The organism is Paraburkholderia humisilvae (genome assembly GCF_902859855.1).
GTDB classification, from domain to species: Bacteria; Pseudomonadota; Gammaproteobacteria; order Burkholderiales; family Burkholderiaceae; genus Paraburkholderia; species Paraburkholderia humisilvae.
This window is the reverse complement of the sequence record NZ_CADIKH010000006.1, coordinates 182,819-197,148: the sequence shown is the minus strand read 5'-3', so window position 1 is coordinate 197,148 and position 14,330 is coordinate 182,819. Positions and strand designations below refer to the sequence as shown.

The 14,330-nt window shown below is 66.2% G+C and carries 9 protein-coding genes; 2 read left to right on the top strand and 7 right to left on the bottom strand.

All coding sequences use genetic code 11. The features are described from left to right. Positions 1–69: 69 nt before the first annotated feature. Together HV796_RS08130 and HV796_RS08125 are read right to left on the bottom strand one after the other, a co-directional pair. On the bottom strand, positions 70–408 hold the full coding sequence (locus tag HV796_RS08130) for a DUF4148 domain-containing protein (RefSeq protein ID WP_175225950.1): 339 nt from the start codon (positions 406–408) through the stop codon (positions 70–72). A gap of 185 nt (positions 409–593) precedes the next feature. Beyond that, on the bottom strand, positions 594–1,244 hold the full coding sequence (locus HV796_RS08125) for a DNA-3-methyladenine glycosylase (RefSeq protein WP_175225949.1): 651 nt from the start codon (positions 1,242–1,244) through the stop codon (positions 594–596). A gap of 339 nt (positions 1,245–1,583) precedes the next feature. On the opposite strand from HV796_RS08125, the gene HV796_RS08120 reads away from it, so the two are divergent. Further along, positions 1,584–1,955, top strand: coding sequence for a BON domain-containing protein (locus HV796_RS08120; RefSeq protein ID WP_175225948.1), 372 nt, complete (start codon positions 1,584–1,586; stop codon positions 1,953–1,955). A 106-nt stretch (positions 1,956–2,061) separates the two neighbouring features. Here HV796_RS08120 and HV796_RS08115 read toward each other — a convergent pair whose 3' ends face one another. Beyond that, on the bottom strand, positions 2,062–3,216 hold the full coding sequence (locus tag HV796_RS08115) for an acyl-CoA dehydrogenase family protein (RefSeq protein WP_175225947.1): 1,155 nt from the start codon (positions 3,214–3,216) through the stop codon (positions 2,062–2,064). A gap of 131 nt (positions 3,217–3,347) precedes the next feature. On the opposite strand from HV796_RS08115, the gene HV796_RS08110 reads away from it, so the two are divergent. Then, a complete protein-coding gene (locus HV796_RS08110; RefSeq protein ID WP_175225946.1) occupies positions 3,348–4,430 on the top strand; it encodes a calcium:cation antiporter in 1,083 nt (360 codons plus the stop codon). 84 nt (positions 4,431–4,514) lie between these two features. On the opposite strand, the gene HV796_RS08105 is transcribed toward HV796_RS08110, so the two are convergent. From HV796_RS08105 to bcsB, 4 genes are all read right to left on the bottom strand, one after another. Beyond that, on the bottom strand, positions 4,515–5,393 hold the full coding sequence (locus HV796_RS08105; protein WP_175225945.1) for a LysR substrate-binding domain-containing protein: 879 nt from the start codon (positions 5,391–5,393) through the stop codon (positions 4,515–4,517). Between the two features lie 153 nt (positions 5,394–5,546). Next, positions 5,547–10,403, bottom strand: coding sequence for a cellulose synthase subunit BcsC-related outer membrane protein (locus HV796_RS08100; protein WP_175225944.1), 4,857 nt, complete (start codon positions 10,401–10,403; stop codon positions 5,547–5,549). Beyond that, a complete protein-coding gene (gene bcsZ, locus HV796_RS08095; RefSeq protein WP_175225943.1) occupies positions 10,376–11,641 on the bottom strand; it encodes a cellulose synthase complex periplasmic endoglucanase BcsZ in 1,266 nt (421 codons plus the stop codon). The genes HV796_RS08100 and bcsZ overlap by 28 nt, the downstream gene beginning before the upstream one ends. A gap of 1 nt (position 11,642) precedes the next feature. Beyond that, positions 11,643–14,327, bottom strand: a complete 2,685-nt coding sequence (gene bcsB / locus HV796_RS08090; protein ID WP_246355751.1) for a cellulose biosynthesis cyclic di-GMP-binding regulatory protein BcsB — start codon at positions 14,325–14,327, stop codon at positions 11,643–11,645. Between the last annotated feature and the right edge of the window lie 3 nt (positions 14,328–14,330).

The following is a 14,330-nucleotide window of genomic DNA, read 5'->3' as shown; positions in this document are numbered from 1 at the left end:
AAACTTAGTGGTCAAACTTAGTGGTCAAACCTAGTGGCCTAACTTAGTGGCCTAACTTAGTGGCCAAACTCAGTGCCCAAAATAAACCGATTGCGACCGGTCGATCTGCACCGGCGCGCCAGCTTGCGAAGTACCACCCGCCACCGCGCCGTAGCCGGTATCCGCAGTCGCCTGCTGCGCCACGCCTTGCGCGGCGTTTTCCGCCTGCACACGGCGTTCCGCGGCCTGGATATCAGCCGGATACGTCGCGTCGTTCGACATCGCCGGGTTGTAACCCGCCTTTTCCAACTGGACCAGTTCGGCGCGAACCTGAGCGCGCGTGACGGGCGACTGGTTCGACTGCGCAAACGACACAATCGGAGCAGCCAGCACAGCAGCAATAGCAACAGCCTTGATGAGCGATTTCATGACCTGTACCTCCAACATTTTTTTTGCTTGACTTCTCGCCCTATGCGAGAGCCAGTGATTGCAGTCTACGCAGCCGCTTCCCAAGGGAAAACCCCTATTAGGAAGATTCTTAATTGCAGTTCCTGCAAAGATACGGACTCCGGCACGAGCGCGCCGCGCGTCATTTGATCAATCAATCGCATCGCTTATTTTTCGCTATCGATATCGATGGCCAACCCACCCGGCATCAACAGCTTGCGCGGACCGCTGACGAACGCGCTATCCGGCTCGTAGAAGCGCAACGGCCGATGCATCTCGCGCGACAGCCCGATACGCGTCGTGGTCGCGACCGGCACAGCCTTCGCGCGCGCGATCGCGCCGAGCCAAAGCCCGCTGCCGGTGCATAGATCCACGCCATTGAGCGACGGCCCGACGCCAAAGGCGAGCGTCAGCCGTCCGGGCCCACGAGCGAGATCGCGCAGCTTGATGCCGGGCCGGCGCACCTGCATCCGCGCGATCCCTTCAAGCGGCTCGATCGCGCGCAACAGCACACCGGCGCCGGTGCCTTCCGCCTCACTCGACACGTTCAACATGTAGGACAGGCCATAGGTAAGCCGCACATACGCATGCCCGCGCGCGAGAAAGAGCGATTCGTTGTAGTGGCGACGCCCGATAAATGCATACCCGGTCGAGTCGCCGACCGGATAGGCCTCCGTCTCGACGATACGGCCGCTGATGCGCCCTTCCGGCAGGTCGTGCACGAGACACTTGCCGATCAGATAGCGCGCCAGTTCGATCGTGTCGACGGGCAACGCGGCGCGCGCGAGCGAAACGATGCGGGGTTGTTTGTCACTCATTGGACTGCCTCTCGAGGCGAACCGCGTGAACCGTCTGGCGCGTCCGAAAGCAAGGCAGATCGCGCGTCTACGCCAAATCCGTTGTGCCAAAACCTCATTCGCTTTCCTTAAGCGATCACTGTGGAACCAATTGCGGTATCTTTACACTCCGACAGACATTCGCATGGCCGCCGTAACAGCTGGCCTTCACGGGTTGTCGTCAGGTCGCGTTCGGGGTTTACACCGTAAGACCTCAGCACCGTTCCACGCGTTTTCATCCCAGAAGTACAGAAGTTGGCAGTGCAGTGGTCCCCATTCAGGGGCTGACCGTCGCTTAAGCATGACAACAGGAGAAAGTGAATGAAGGCGATCCAGGCAGTCAAGGTGGTAGGTGGCGCACTTATCGTGCTCGCGTCGATCAATGCGTACGCCCAGGCGAGCGATGCCGCGAGTGCGGATTTGAGCACGCAGCCGAGCGCGAAGCAGCAGCACAAGGCCATGAAGAAAGCGGACCGTGCGCTCGCTCACAAGGTGCGCGCCAAGCTTGCGAAGGCGGAGGGTATCAGTGCCGCGAACATCGTCGTCCGTGCGAACGCAAACACCGGCGACGTATGGCTGGAAGGTTCGGTGCCGGAGCAACCGCAGGTCGACAAGGCCACGCAACTTGCGCAGGGCGTGTCCGGCGTGAAGAACGTCAAGAACGACTTGACGATTCGCCCGGTCGGTCAGTAACGCGTCCGGTATCAAGGCACGCGCCGCTCTTCTTCGGGAAGAGCGGTGCCAACACCGATAGGCCGCGTCCGCGGTCTCTTCCGGTGCCATCCGTTTCATCCCCGCCTCAGTTTTCAAACTCCCGCCGCATCTCGCGCGCAATCACGATCTGCTGGATCTGCGTCGTTCCTTCGTAGATGCGAAAAAGCCGCACGTCGCGATAGAAGCGCTCGATCCCGTACTCGGCCATATAGCCCGCGCCACCGAAAATCTGTACCGCGCGGTCCGCGACCCGGCCGCACATCTCCGTCGCGAACATCTTCGCGCATGACGCCTCGATCGTGACCCGATCGCCAGCATCGCGCCGCCGCGCCGCATCGACGATCATGCAACGCGACGCATAGATATCCGCGCGGCTGTCGGCGAGCATCGCCTGAATCAGCTGGAACTCGACAATCGGCTTGCCGAACTGCTTGCGCTCGATCGCATAACGCAGCGCGTCGGCCAGCATGCGCTCGGCGGCGCCCGTCGCAATCGCGGCAATGTGCAACCGCCCTTTGTCGAGGACCTTCATCGCGGTCTTGAAGCCGACCCCCTCGCGCTCGCCGATCAGATTCGCGGCGCTCACGCGGCAATTGTCGAAGATCACATCGCAGGTATGCGCGCCCTTCTGTCCCATCTTCTGATCGATCTTGCCGAGCGACAGCCCGGGCGTGCCCGCCTCGACGACAAACGCCGAGATCGCGCCCGCGCCTTTCGCCGCTGGATCGGTGCGCGCCATCACCGTGAAGAGACCGGCTTCAGGCGCATTCGTGATAAAGCGTTTGGTGCCGTTGAGCACATAGTGATCACCGTCACGCACGGCGGTCGTGCGCAGCGAAGCCGCATCGGAACCCGCTTCCGGCTCGGTCAGACAGAACGAGCCGATCAGTTCGCCACTCGCAAGACGCGGCAAATACTTCTGCTTCTGCGTAGGCGTGCCGTCGAGCACGAGGCCGGTCGAGCCGATCCCATTGTTGCTGCCGATCGCCGAGCGAAACGCCGGCGAGGTTTTACCGAGTTCGAATGCGACGCGCACTTCCTCTTCCGTCGTCAGGCCCAAGCCGCCGTATGCTTCGGGAAGGCACAGGCCGAACAGCCCGAGCGCCTTCATTTCCTGCAGCAACCCGGCCGGAATCTGATCGGTCTGCGCGACGATTTCCTCATTCGGCACGAGCCGTTCACGAACGAAGCGTGTAATGCTGTCGAGCAGCAGGTTCAATGTTTCCTGGTTTCTGATCATCTTGAGGCGCCTCTGGAAAGCCGTTTCAATACCACAGAATTTCCTTACAGTTTAGTAGGTTACAGCATATTCTTAAACTAATATGTGAACCGTCGTGTGCCGACTCGCTGCATAACAAAAGGAATGAACGAATGGCCACCTCTTCGTCCGTGCTGCCCCGTTGGACCATTGGCACCCCGTTTGCCGCCTGGGTCGTGTTCGTCGCAGGGCTGATGCTGCCCGGACATCCGGTACTGATCGCGCTGACCGGCATCGCGCTGGCCGGCTCCGTGTTCGCGGGCGTCCACCATGCGGAGGTCGTCGCGCACAAGGTCGGTGAGCCATTCGGCACGCTCGTGCTGGCGGTCGCGGTGACCGTCATCGAAGTGGCGCTGATCGTCTCGGTGATGCTGTCATCCGGCCCGGAAAAAGCAGGGCTCGCGCGCGATACCGTGTTCGCCGCGGTGATGCTCGTCTGCAACGGCATTGTCGGCCTTTGTCTACTGGTGGGCGGGCTGCGGCATCGCGAGCAGGATTTCCAGACCCGCGGCGCGAGTGCGACGCTCGCGGTGCTCGCGTCGCTGTCGGTGCTCTCGCTGGTAATCCCGAACTACACGCGCACCGTTCCCGGCCCGGTGCTGTCCACGTCGCAGCTCGCGTTTGCCGGCGTCTCGTCGCTGGTGTTATACGGCGTGTTCGTGTTCGTGCAGACCATCCGGCATCGCGACTATTTCCTCGCGAACACGCACGATGAAGACGTCCATGCGGCGCCGCCAAGCGTCCCGATCGCGCTGCTGAGCCTGTTGCTGCTGTTCGTGTCGCTGGTTGCGGTCGTGCTGCTCGCCAAGCAGATGTCGCCGTCGATCGAACGCGCAGTGGCCGGCGCTGGCGCGCCGCCGGCCGCGGTGGGCGTCGTGATCGCCGCGCTCGTGCTGCTGCCGGAAGGCTTTGCCGCGGTACGCGCCGCGCGTGCAGACCGCCTGCAGACCAGTCTGAACCTCGCGCTCGGTTCGGCGCTTGCCAGTATCGGCCTGACCATTCCGACGGTCGCGGTCGTGATTCTGTGGACGGGCCAGTCGCTTATGCTCGGCCTCGACGGCAAGGACTCGGTACTGCTGTTCCTGACGCTGATCGTCTGTACGCTGACGCTCAGCACCGGGCGCACGACGATCCTGCAAGGCGCGGTGCATCTGTCGCTGCTCGCCGCGTATCTGTTTCTGTCGGTCGTGCCTTGACGACAGGCCAGGCCGCGACAGGCCGGGCCGCACACGGTTACGCGTGCGGCTGCGTCCGCCAGAACGCGGCGCCGCCAATCCGCGCTATGACGCGCCATGCGTTGCAAGCCACGCGCGAAACAGTTCGACCTTCTGCTGGTGCGCGACGCTGTCCGGGAACACGAAGTAATAGCGCGCGCCGGTCGTGAGGACCGCGTCGAACGGCCGCACGAGCCGCTGCGCCGCGACGTCTTCCTCGATCAGCACGAGGTCGCTGATCGCCACGCCGAAACCTTGCAGTGCCGCGTTGGTCGCGAGATCGAGCGTATCGAAGCTCGGCCCGCGCGCCGCGTCGACGTCGCGTGCCGCATCGACGTGTTCGAGCCACCTCGTCCAGTCGCGGTGATCGCGTGTCGGATGCAGCAGCGTGTGCCGCGCGAGATCGGCGGCGTGCGCGAGCGGCTTGTCGTTGAGCAACTGCGGGGCACACACCGGCGTCAAGCGTTCGTCGAACAGCGGCAACGATTGCACGCCGGCGCCCGGCGACATGCCGTAGACGATCGCCGCATCGAACGGCTCGGCCTCGAAATCGACGTCGTGTTGCCAGGTCGTCGTGATCTGCACGTGCAGATCCGCATACTCGGTCTGGAACTGCATGATCTTCGGCAGCATCCAGCGCATCACACAGGTCGGGACTTTCAACGCGAGGTCGGTTCGCTGGCGCGTGAGCCGCAGCGACACTTCCTCGATGCGCGCAAAGCTTTCCTTGACCGCCGGCAGCAACTGCTCGGCCTCGGCGGTCAGCGTGAGCCCCTTCGCATGCCGCTTGAAGAGCGCAAACCGGTAGTACTCCTCGAGCGCGAGGATCTGCCGGCTCACCGCGCCTTGCGTGAGGCACAGGTGGTCCGCGGCCCGCGTGAAGCTGCGATAGCGCGCCACGGTCTCGAAAATTTGCAGCGCGTTGAGCGGCGGAAGTCGGCGCATGGTCGGACGGCGGAGCGAGGGGTGGCGGGAGCGGGGTCGGGCGCCGGACCGCATGACGGCATCGCAACGGCCATCGCGGCGACCCGGCCACGCAAGGATACGCGTTTCCGTCATCGCCTGAGCGCGTCGCGGTTGCGCGAAGCGCGACGCCGCTCAGTAGTTCGTCGGCAAATACGGCGACGTCAATGGTGTCGGCGGGAACGTCGTTGCGAAGCCGGTCTGCTTCGTGAACGCGTAGCGCACGTAGACGGCGGCGAGGAACTCGCGATACTGGTACGCGTTGCTGAACGACGCCGACGCCCCCACCGTCAACTGCGGTGCGAGCTGATACTCGCCGACCGCATCGAACGAGTACGACACACCGGTGTGGCTTTGCGACGGATACACGGCGCCCGGGTCCGGCGCGAGATTCTGGCTCGCGGCCGATGCCTGCTCGCCGGCGTTCGTCGGGTAATACAGCGAGCTGTCCTGCCGATAGTGCTGCACGCCCAGCGAACCGCCGAGGTCGTATGAGAAGTGGCCGTTCTTGCCGGTCCAGCGGATCGGCACATTCAGAATCACATACTGCTGCGGACTGAAGTAGCCGCCCTGACCGAGCGTGAAGAACGACAGGTTGTTCGCATAGTGCATCAGCGTCGTGTTGACGCCGGCGGTCAAAGTCTGGTCTTCGTCCTTGTAGACGCGCGTATAGAACCCGCCGCCGCCCTTGCCCGCGGTGTTGCTCTTCACATTGGTGCCTTCCAGATACTGGAACTCGCCATTCAGATAGACGCCGCTCGTGCCATCGTCCCACGCGAGATCGCCGCGCACCCCATTCGATGTCACGCCCCCCCACTCCTGCCCGGTCGCGTCGTCCTTCGTGCCGGCATACGACAGCAGACTATCAGTGACCGGACGCCGCCCGGCGGTCAGCTTGTAGGTCACCTTATCGCTCAAGCCGCCGCTGTATTGCAGCCCGCCAACGACGTTCTGCTCGCGAAAGCCGAATGGCGTCGCGCCGACGTCCGCTGTCAGGCCGCCGATCTCGTAGCCGATCGACGCGCCGACACCGGCCGCGTGCTGCGAGCCCGACGGCGTGGTGTTGCGCTGGAATGCGCCGGAGCCGAAGCGCGCGAGGGTGTTCGGGGACGCGTCCGACGTGCCGGCATCGAGCAGCACTGGCGTCGCGGTGATCACCACGTGACCGTCGCCGGCGTGAATTCGTCCTTGCAGCGGCGCTTCGATGTCGTTCAGATTCGACAGTCCGTCTTCGCCGTTGCGATTGCGAAACAGAATGCCGCCACTGATCGTGCTGGTCTGCTCGCGGTTGATCTGCGCCAGTTCCTCCTCGACCGTCATGGTCTGTTGCGCGGCCGCTGACGGCGGTTGAGCCGCGGCGCCCTGCGGCTGGTACGGCGCGTACGGGTTCTGCGCGCTCATGCGCGGCGCCGGTGGCTGCGGCACATATGGCACGAGGCCGTAGCCCTGGTTCGTATAGCCCTGCGGTCCCGGCGGTGGCGGCGCGTACGGTTGCGGTTGATAGCCTTGAGCCGCGTACTGCGGCTGATACGGCTGCTGCGGATAGCCCTGCTGTGCGTAAGTTTGCTGCTGCGGTGGATAAGCCGGTTGCGGATAGGCCTGCTGCTGCGGATTACGCTGAGCGTAGCCAGCCGCGTATCCCGCCGCATACGCGTCCTGCGCCTGCGTCGTCTGCGTCGTACCGCGTGCGTTCTTGCCAGAGGTCCGCCGCTTCGCGGCGCCAGCGTTATTCTGGGCATAGGCGCCGGTTTGCGCGGCTTGCGTCGCTTGAGCCGCCTGCGGCGACATCGGCCACGGCGTGCTGACGTACGCATCGGCCGGTTGCGGTGCATAAGCGCCAGCCTGCGCATACCCGGCAGGCGGCTGCGCGTAGGGCTGCGCATACCCGGCAGGCGGCTGCGCGTAGGGCTGCGTCGGCGGAGTACCGCCCTGCGGATACACCGGCTGCGTGGGATACGCCGGCTGCACGGGATACGGTTGCCCCGCATCCGCACTGGCCGGATAAGGCTGCGCCGGATACGCTTGCCCCGGCGCCAGCCCGCTGCCGGCCTGTATCGAGCCGTACTGATCTGGGCCATATCCTCCGGCATCCGCGGGTGCGGCGTACCGCGGGTCCGCATACGCGGCACCGCCCGCACCGCCCGAAGGCGCCGCCGGCAGCGCAGGCGCGAGCGAATTCATCGGCATGCCAGGCCCGGGAGCGACATACGGCACCGCTTGGGCCGGCGGCATCGGCGGTAGATAAGCAGGCATGTCAGGCATCGGATCCGGTTGAGACACAGCGAGACGGACGGGCGCACTGCGTGGCATGCTGCTCGCCGCGCGGTACGCCGGGTCGAACGAGCCCGCAACGGGCATCGCCGGAAAACCACTCGTGCCGCCCGTTACCTTGTTCGAAAAAGGATTCATACCGGGTGGCGGAATCGGCCCCGACGGGCGCGGCGGTACATTCCAGCCGCTCGCCGCGTTCGGTCGGCCCAACGCGCCAGCGGGCGCAAGCGCCGCGTTCTGCGCATACAGCGCGCGCTGCAGGTACTGCGCGGCAAGGGTGTTTTTGCCTTGTGCACGATACATCCGGCCGGCCGTGGCCAGCACGTCCGGATCGTTCGGCGCCGCGGCAAGCGCCTGGGTGATGGTCGCCTCGGCAAAACTGAAGTCGCGCGTCGACGTTGCGGCGCCGGCCGCCGCGGTCAGCAAACCGACGTCGGCTGGCTTTTGCGCCAGCGCGAGACGGTAAGTCGCGAGCGCGTTCGCGTTGTCCTTCGCCGCGGTATAAAGGCGCGCGAGCGCCGCGAGAATGTCCGGGTCGTCGGGACGCGCGGCGAGCCACGGCCCGAGCACGTCATAGGCGCTCGCGAGATCACCCGCCTGGCGCAACGTGTCAGTGCGCTTCACGACGATCGCCACGTTGAGCCGCTCGAAATCCTGCCTCTGCTGCGCCGAGAGAGGCGTCGACGCAAGCCGGCGCATCACGGCGCCCAGTTCCGCGTCCTGGCCGGTGTTCAACAGAATGCCGGCAGCCGTGAGCTGCAGACCCACATCGCCCGGTGCGCGAGCAAGCGCGTTGCGCACGATCATCAGCGCGCGGCCCGGGTCGCCGGTGTTCACGTAGCCCGTTGCGATCACACCGATCAGTTCGGGATCCTGTCCCGCGATCGGCTCAGCCGCCTGTAACAGCGCGCGTCCCTGCGCGGCACGCCCGGCGCGCGCGAGCGCGGTCGCATCATCAGCCTGCTGATGCACCCATAGCCGGTGCTGCAGCACCGTCATCGGCTGCGTGCGTTTGTCGGCGGGAATCCGGTCGAGCTGGCTGAGCCCATAACGCCAGTCCTGCATGTCGGCGGCCAGCAGCGCACTGGCGTACAGGGCATCCGGCATATCCGGATGCAGCGCGACGAGGCCGTCCATCATGCTCTTCGCAGTCGCGTACGCGCCCTGCTTCGCGTAGATGCGCGCCAGGTCGAGCCGCAGCCACGGATCGTCCGGGTCGTTCTGCAATGCGTCTTCGAACAGCGTGCGTGCGCTGCCGAGATCGCCGCGCGCTTCAGCCGCGCGCGCCTGCGCCGCCTGCGCGGCGCCGCGCAGCTTGTCCGCGCCGCCCACTTTGGCGCGCTGCTCATCGGTCAACTGGTTCGCGAAGGCGAGCGCTTCGTCGCCGCGCCCTTGCGCGGCCAGCGCGCCGACCAGCCCGCGAATCGCGTCCGGATTGTCCGCCTGGCGCCGCAGCGCCATCCGGAAGGCCGCTTCGGCGCCACGTGGGTCACCGGTTTGCAGCAGCAGATCGCCGAGCGCCGCCTGCGCGGTCACATCGCCGGGACTCACGGTAATCGCACGCTCGAATGACGCGCGTGCCTGCGCGTAGTTGCCGTTGCTCTGCGCGCCGAGCCCTTCGCTCGTGTACATCCAGTAGGTCGCGCTATTGAGCGCCTCGCGCCAGCGCGCGGCGTCGCCCGCCTGCGACGCACGCTCCAGGTAATCGTGCGCTTCCTTGAACTGCTCCTGCTTCAGATACGCGACGCCCATGCCGCCCAACGCGTCCGCATCGTTCGGCGAACTGGCCAGCACCGACGAAAAGCGCGCCTTGGCGACGACCAGATCGCCGCGGTCGAGTGCGGCAAAGCCTTCAGCGATGGTTCGGCCGCGCGCATCGACTTCCGCATTCTGCTGCGCGCGCTCGCGCGCCCGGCGGTCCTGATCGGCAATCGAGTCGGCGCGCGCCTTGACCGCCGCGTCGTCGGGCACGACGTTCAGATACGCCTGGAAAAGCGCGGTATCCGATGAGCGCACGCCGAGCCATAGCAGCGCCTGCCGCCAGCTCGCCTTCGCCTGCGCGCCGACCGTCGGATCGTTCGCGAGTTGCGCGAGCCGGTTGATGCCGTCACGCCGGTTCGCTTCGCGGTAAGTCAGATGCTGTGCGTACGCAAGCGCGTAGCGGGGGTCTTGCGGATGCTCGCGCGCGAGCTGCTCAAGCCCGCGGCGCGCTTCATCCCACCCTTGCTCCGTACCGCCGAGCGTCTGGTAATACTCCATCGCGAGCTGCGGGTCGGTCGGCTTCGAGCCGAGCGCCTGCCGGTAAACCTGCGCGGCGGACGCGGCCTGGCCGCCTTGCGCGAGCTGCCGCGCCTGGTTGACCGCCTGATCGGTCGGACTCGTCTCGCCCAGGCGGCGCGCGAGTTCGCCGATCGATGGGTAGTTCGGCGCCACTTCGCGCAGACGCGCGAGATATTGCTGCGCACCGTTGCGGTCCTTGCGGTCGGCCAGCACGATGCCCATCCCATACAGCGCGTCGGGCTGCTTCGGATCGACGCGCAGCACCTTCTGCCATGACTGCTCGGCCAGATCGCCGCGCCGGTGCGCCTGCCAGTACTTGCCCTCTTCGATCAGCACCTTGAGCGCGTCGTTCGCGGGCGCTTGCGCGTCGACCGCAACGGGAACCGCTGCGCTAAACGCGAGCAGAACACCGACTACGAGTGCGCGTGGGCAGGTTCGCATAGCTTTCCCCAACGCGGCACGAGCTGGCCGGTTGCGTCGAAACGGTAGCGGCCATCGGCGGAGCCGGTGCCGAAGAGCATCAGAACCTCGTCGTAGTAGACAGGCGGGGGGGTGCTGTTGCCGGGCGTCGTTGAACCGGACGCCGCGTTTTGCTGTGCGGCAGCGGCCCACGCCGCCAGGTGCGTTTGCGCGAGATTCGCCGCGCGCGCGTCGTTGAGCGCACGAAAGTACGGCAGCAGCGCGCCCCAGAAGCCGATCGGCGCTTCGCCCTGCGCAACGCCGCTGGTGGTCGCGACGCGCTCCGGCGGTACACCCGTCTGCGCGACCCGCTCACGCATCCCGCCGATCGCATCGAGCCAGGGTTTCGCGAGTGGATCGGTCGGGTCGGTCAGACCGGCCCACAGGTACACGCGAATCGCGTCGTAACTGCCGACATCGCCTTTTTTCGGATCGACGATAAAACGGCCGTCGCGCCACGCCGCCCAATCGGGCGAGAAACCGAGCGGCGCGGTGGTTTTCACGAGCGTGTACGCATTCGCAGCGAGGCTCGCCCACGGTCCTGACGGCGCTTGCGCGGCAAGCGCGCGCAGCACCGGCAACGGCAGATAGCTCGGATTCACACGCGTCGTGCCACCGGTCTGGAAACCTTGCGGGCCAGGCAGCAACATCGGCCCTAAACCGGCGAGCGTCGCCACTTCCTGTTTCTCGATCTGCGTCACGAGCGCCCAGGCGAGTTTCGCGTACGACGGCTCGTGCCACAAGCGGGTGGCCTCGAACAGGTCGTAGGCAATCCACAGGTCCGAATCGGACGCGGAGTTCGCATCGAGCACGCCATAGGAACCGTCCGGCTTACGGCCCCATTGCCATGCCGGGAGCTTCAGGTCGGCAGCGTCGAAGCGGCCGGCGGACAGGTTCGCGCGAGTCCACGCGAGCAACTTGTCGAAGGTCGCGCGGTCATTGGCAACCAGCGCGAAAAACATCCCGTATGACTGCCCTTCGGACGTGCTTTGCTGCACCGCCGTCGAAAAATCGACGATGCGGCCGTCCTGCTGCATGAAGTGCGCGATGAATTGCCGGTATGCACTCCAGTCGTCGCAACGCGCGGGCTGCGCCGCCTGCGCGGCGCACCCGATGCACGCGAGCGCGCCGGTCAGCGTCAGCCTTAGCGCCGACGCCCACGCGAACCGGAGCGTCAGTCGCGCGGCCGCGCGGAGACTGGGGTCATGGGCGGCCCGCATGTCAGTCCAGCAGCCGGCGCGCCGCGATCGCGCGCAGCAGCCGGTAGAAGAGTGCCGCGATAATCAGCGCCGCGATCACGCCGCCGAATAGCAGCAGCAACGGATGCTCGGACAGCGCCCAGTGCAGGTATTGAATCGGCGACAAACGGCCGACGTAGTACACGTCGCCGTTCGACACCACTTCGAGCGCGCGGCCGCGCACGACGGTCAGACCGCCCTGAATCTGACTAACGAGGTCCGGATCGAGCAGCGCGCTCATCAGGTCGGCATCCGACTGGCCCGGCGCGGCAATCAGCGCGACCACGCTGCGCCCGTTGCGCAACGGCGACGCGAACCCGGTCAGAATCGCGTCCCCCGACGCGTTGACCAGCGACAGGTCCGCGCGGCCCGCGGTCCGCACGCCGCCGCGATTGCCGTACCACCAGTCGGCAATCCGGAACGACGCATTCGACAGTTGCCAGCGACGGGCATCTTTATCGGATGAGAACGGCATCGACTTTTCCCACGTCGTCAGCAACGGTTGCTGGGCCGGCGCGCCGAGTATCAGCAGATCCTTGTCCGCGAAACGGGAAATATCGTCCGGTGCGCCGACCGTCACGCCCGTGACCGGATAGCCGGTGGACGCGCCCATGCGTCCCATCACCATCAGATACAGGCTGACGTCGGCGAGGCCCGGCTGGGCCGGCAGAATGACCGCGGTCTCCGACAGGTCCGCCAGCCGTGTGAACGGGAAACCGCTGTTCGCGAACGCGGCGAGATTCGGCAGCGCCATGAAATGCGGGAACGACGACAGGTCGATGGTCGAGTTCGGATCGATCTCGCCGCGCACGTTGTCGATCACCTGTCCCTGGCATTCGCCGGTCTTCGGCATGTCGTAGTAGAAATGGAAGCGCAACTGCGCCTGCGAGGTGAGCAGATGCGACGGGATATAGATCTCCCGCTCTGCGGGCGCGGTGTGATCGGGCAGCAGCCGGTTCAGATAGCGGCCGAGATCGAGCATCGACGACGGCTGCGCCGGAATGCGCAGTGACTGCACGAACGTGTTGTCGACGTTGATATTGAGCGTCGAGCGGTCGGGCGCCGGCCGCGCGGTGAAGCGATAGCGCAGATCGATCGGAATGCCCTTCGAGCGCCACGTGAACAGGTCCGGCGCGACGCGCAGGTTCACGCGTATCACGTCCGGGTTATAGCCGGACACCGAGAGTTCGCCGGGCTGCGTCAGTTCGCCGAAGCTCACGGGCCGGTCGGTCGGCAGCCAGGCCGGCGCGTCGTACGGCTCGCGGGCGCGCGGCGCATCGATGTGCGTGATGGTCTGCACGGCGCCGGCCAGCGCCGTTTCGCCGAGCGCCAGCGCGGTCGCGGCGATCTTCAGCTCGCGCGTATCGCGGCCCAGCACAAGCAGCAGCTTGCCGCGCGCCGGCGCCGCGCGCTCGACAATGGCGAGCATCGGGCCGTCGATGGTCGGCAGCGTGACGCCGGCCGGGTGTTCATCACTGGTGGCAAACACCACCGCATTGCCCGACTGCGGCGGATTATCGATCTGCGCGGGGAACAGCGCGCCGCGATAGCGCGCGAGCGAGCCGAACCACGACGCGACGATGCCGGCCGCCTCGAGCGTCTGCGCATTCGGTTTCGCGGCGAACACAAACGGCAGTTCGAGCCGGCGGATATCGCGGCGGTCGAAGAACGGCAACGGTAGCAGACCCAGGTCGGGCGGCGTGGCAAGCGGGCTGAACGTGAGATCGAGCGTGCTCGCGTTGCTGACGGTGCCCCACAATGCGCTGCTCGCCGGGTCTTCACAGCCTTGTGTGTAATGCGCGATCAGCTGCACGTTCAGGTTGTTGAACTCGGTAATCAGCCGCGGGTCGAGCGGGATGTCGCGCGCGACCAGCATGCCGGCCTGCTCGCGCGGCAACGGCAGCGTCGCGGCGACTTCGCCGTTCACCAGCACTTTCAGATGCGACAGGTTCGTGAGCAGCGACGGTGAATAGCTGTAGATCAGATGCAGCGTCGCGGCGGTCACCACTTCGTCGGCGCGCACCGAGAACGGCACACCGTTCTGGCTGTCGACGCCGTGCAGTTGCAGCGGGTCCAGCGCGCCCAATTGCTCGAACGTGAACACCTGGCGGCGCACGCCGTTCGTCAGCGTGCCGTTATCGGCGGTGGTCGACATCGTGTCGCGCCCGGCGCGCACGGCGCCCAAGCTTGGCGCGACCGGTTCCGCGAGCGGCGGCTGCGCAGTGGCGCCGGGAAGCGGCGCGGGTGCGGCGCTCGCCGCATTCACGCTCGCCGCCCCGGACGAGCGGCCAGCCGATTGCGTGGCGGACGACGTCGAACCGGTCGACGAACCTGGTGGCGTACCGGTCGGCAGCGCGGTGACCGGCGCCTCTTGCCGCACGCCCGCCTGGGCACCGAGCGGTGCGGCCGCCGCCTGCTGCGCTTCGGGCTGCGCGGCCGGACCCGCAGCCTGCGCCACGGACAATGCGCCGCCCAGACCGAGTATCGCGAAGCTGCTCAGCAGCGCGCGCCACGCGCCTGCCGCACGCGACACGCGGCATGGCGCATGGCGCCGCAAGCCTGACGCCGTGCTCTCGAACCCGCCGCACCGTCTGCTGTCGCGCGAGCCATGTCGTATCGATTCAAACGAGTCACTGCGCGCGTCGTCGTCACGTCGCATGTTCCTCATAGG

Excerpts from the sequence above, each read along its gene's own strand:
- HV796_RS08130 (WP_175225950.1), bottom strand. The coding sequence starts at position 408 with ATGAAATCGCTCATCAAGGCTGTTGCTATTGCTGCTGTGCTGGCTGCT.
- HV796_RS08125 (WP_175225949.1), bottom strand. The coding sequence starts at position 1,244 with ATGAGTGACAAACAACCCCGCATCGTTTCGCTCGCGCGCGCCGCGTTG.
- HV796_RS08120 (WP_175225948.1), top strand. The coding sequence starts at position 1,584 with ATGAAGGCGATCCAGGCAGTCAAGGTGGTAGGTGGCGCACTTATCGTG.
- HV796_RS08115 (WP_175225947.1), bottom strand. The coding sequence starts at position 3,216 with ATGATCAGAAACCAGGAAACATTGAACCTGCTGCTCGACAGCATTACA.
- HV796_RS08110 (WP_175225946.1), top strand. The coding sequence starts at position 3,348 with ATGGCCACCTCTTCGTCCGTGCTGCCCCGTTGGACCATTGGCACCCCG.
- HV796_RS08105 (WP_175225945.1), bottom strand. The coding sequence starts at position 5,393 with ATGCGCCGACTTCCGCCGCTCAACGCGCTGCAAATTTTCGAGACCGTG.
- HV796_RS08100 (WP_175225944.1), bottom strand. The coding sequence starts at position 10,403 with ATGCGAACCTGCCCACGCGCACTCGTAGTCGGTGTTCTGCTCGCGTTT.
- bcsZ (WP_175225943.1), bottom strand. The coding sequence starts at position 11,641 with ATGCGGGCCGCCCATGACCCCAGTCTCCGCGCGGCCGCGCGACTGACG.
- bcsB (WP_246355751.1), bottom strand. The coding sequence starts at position 14,327 with ATGAGGAACATGCGACGTGACGACGACGCGCGCAGTGACTCGTTTGAA.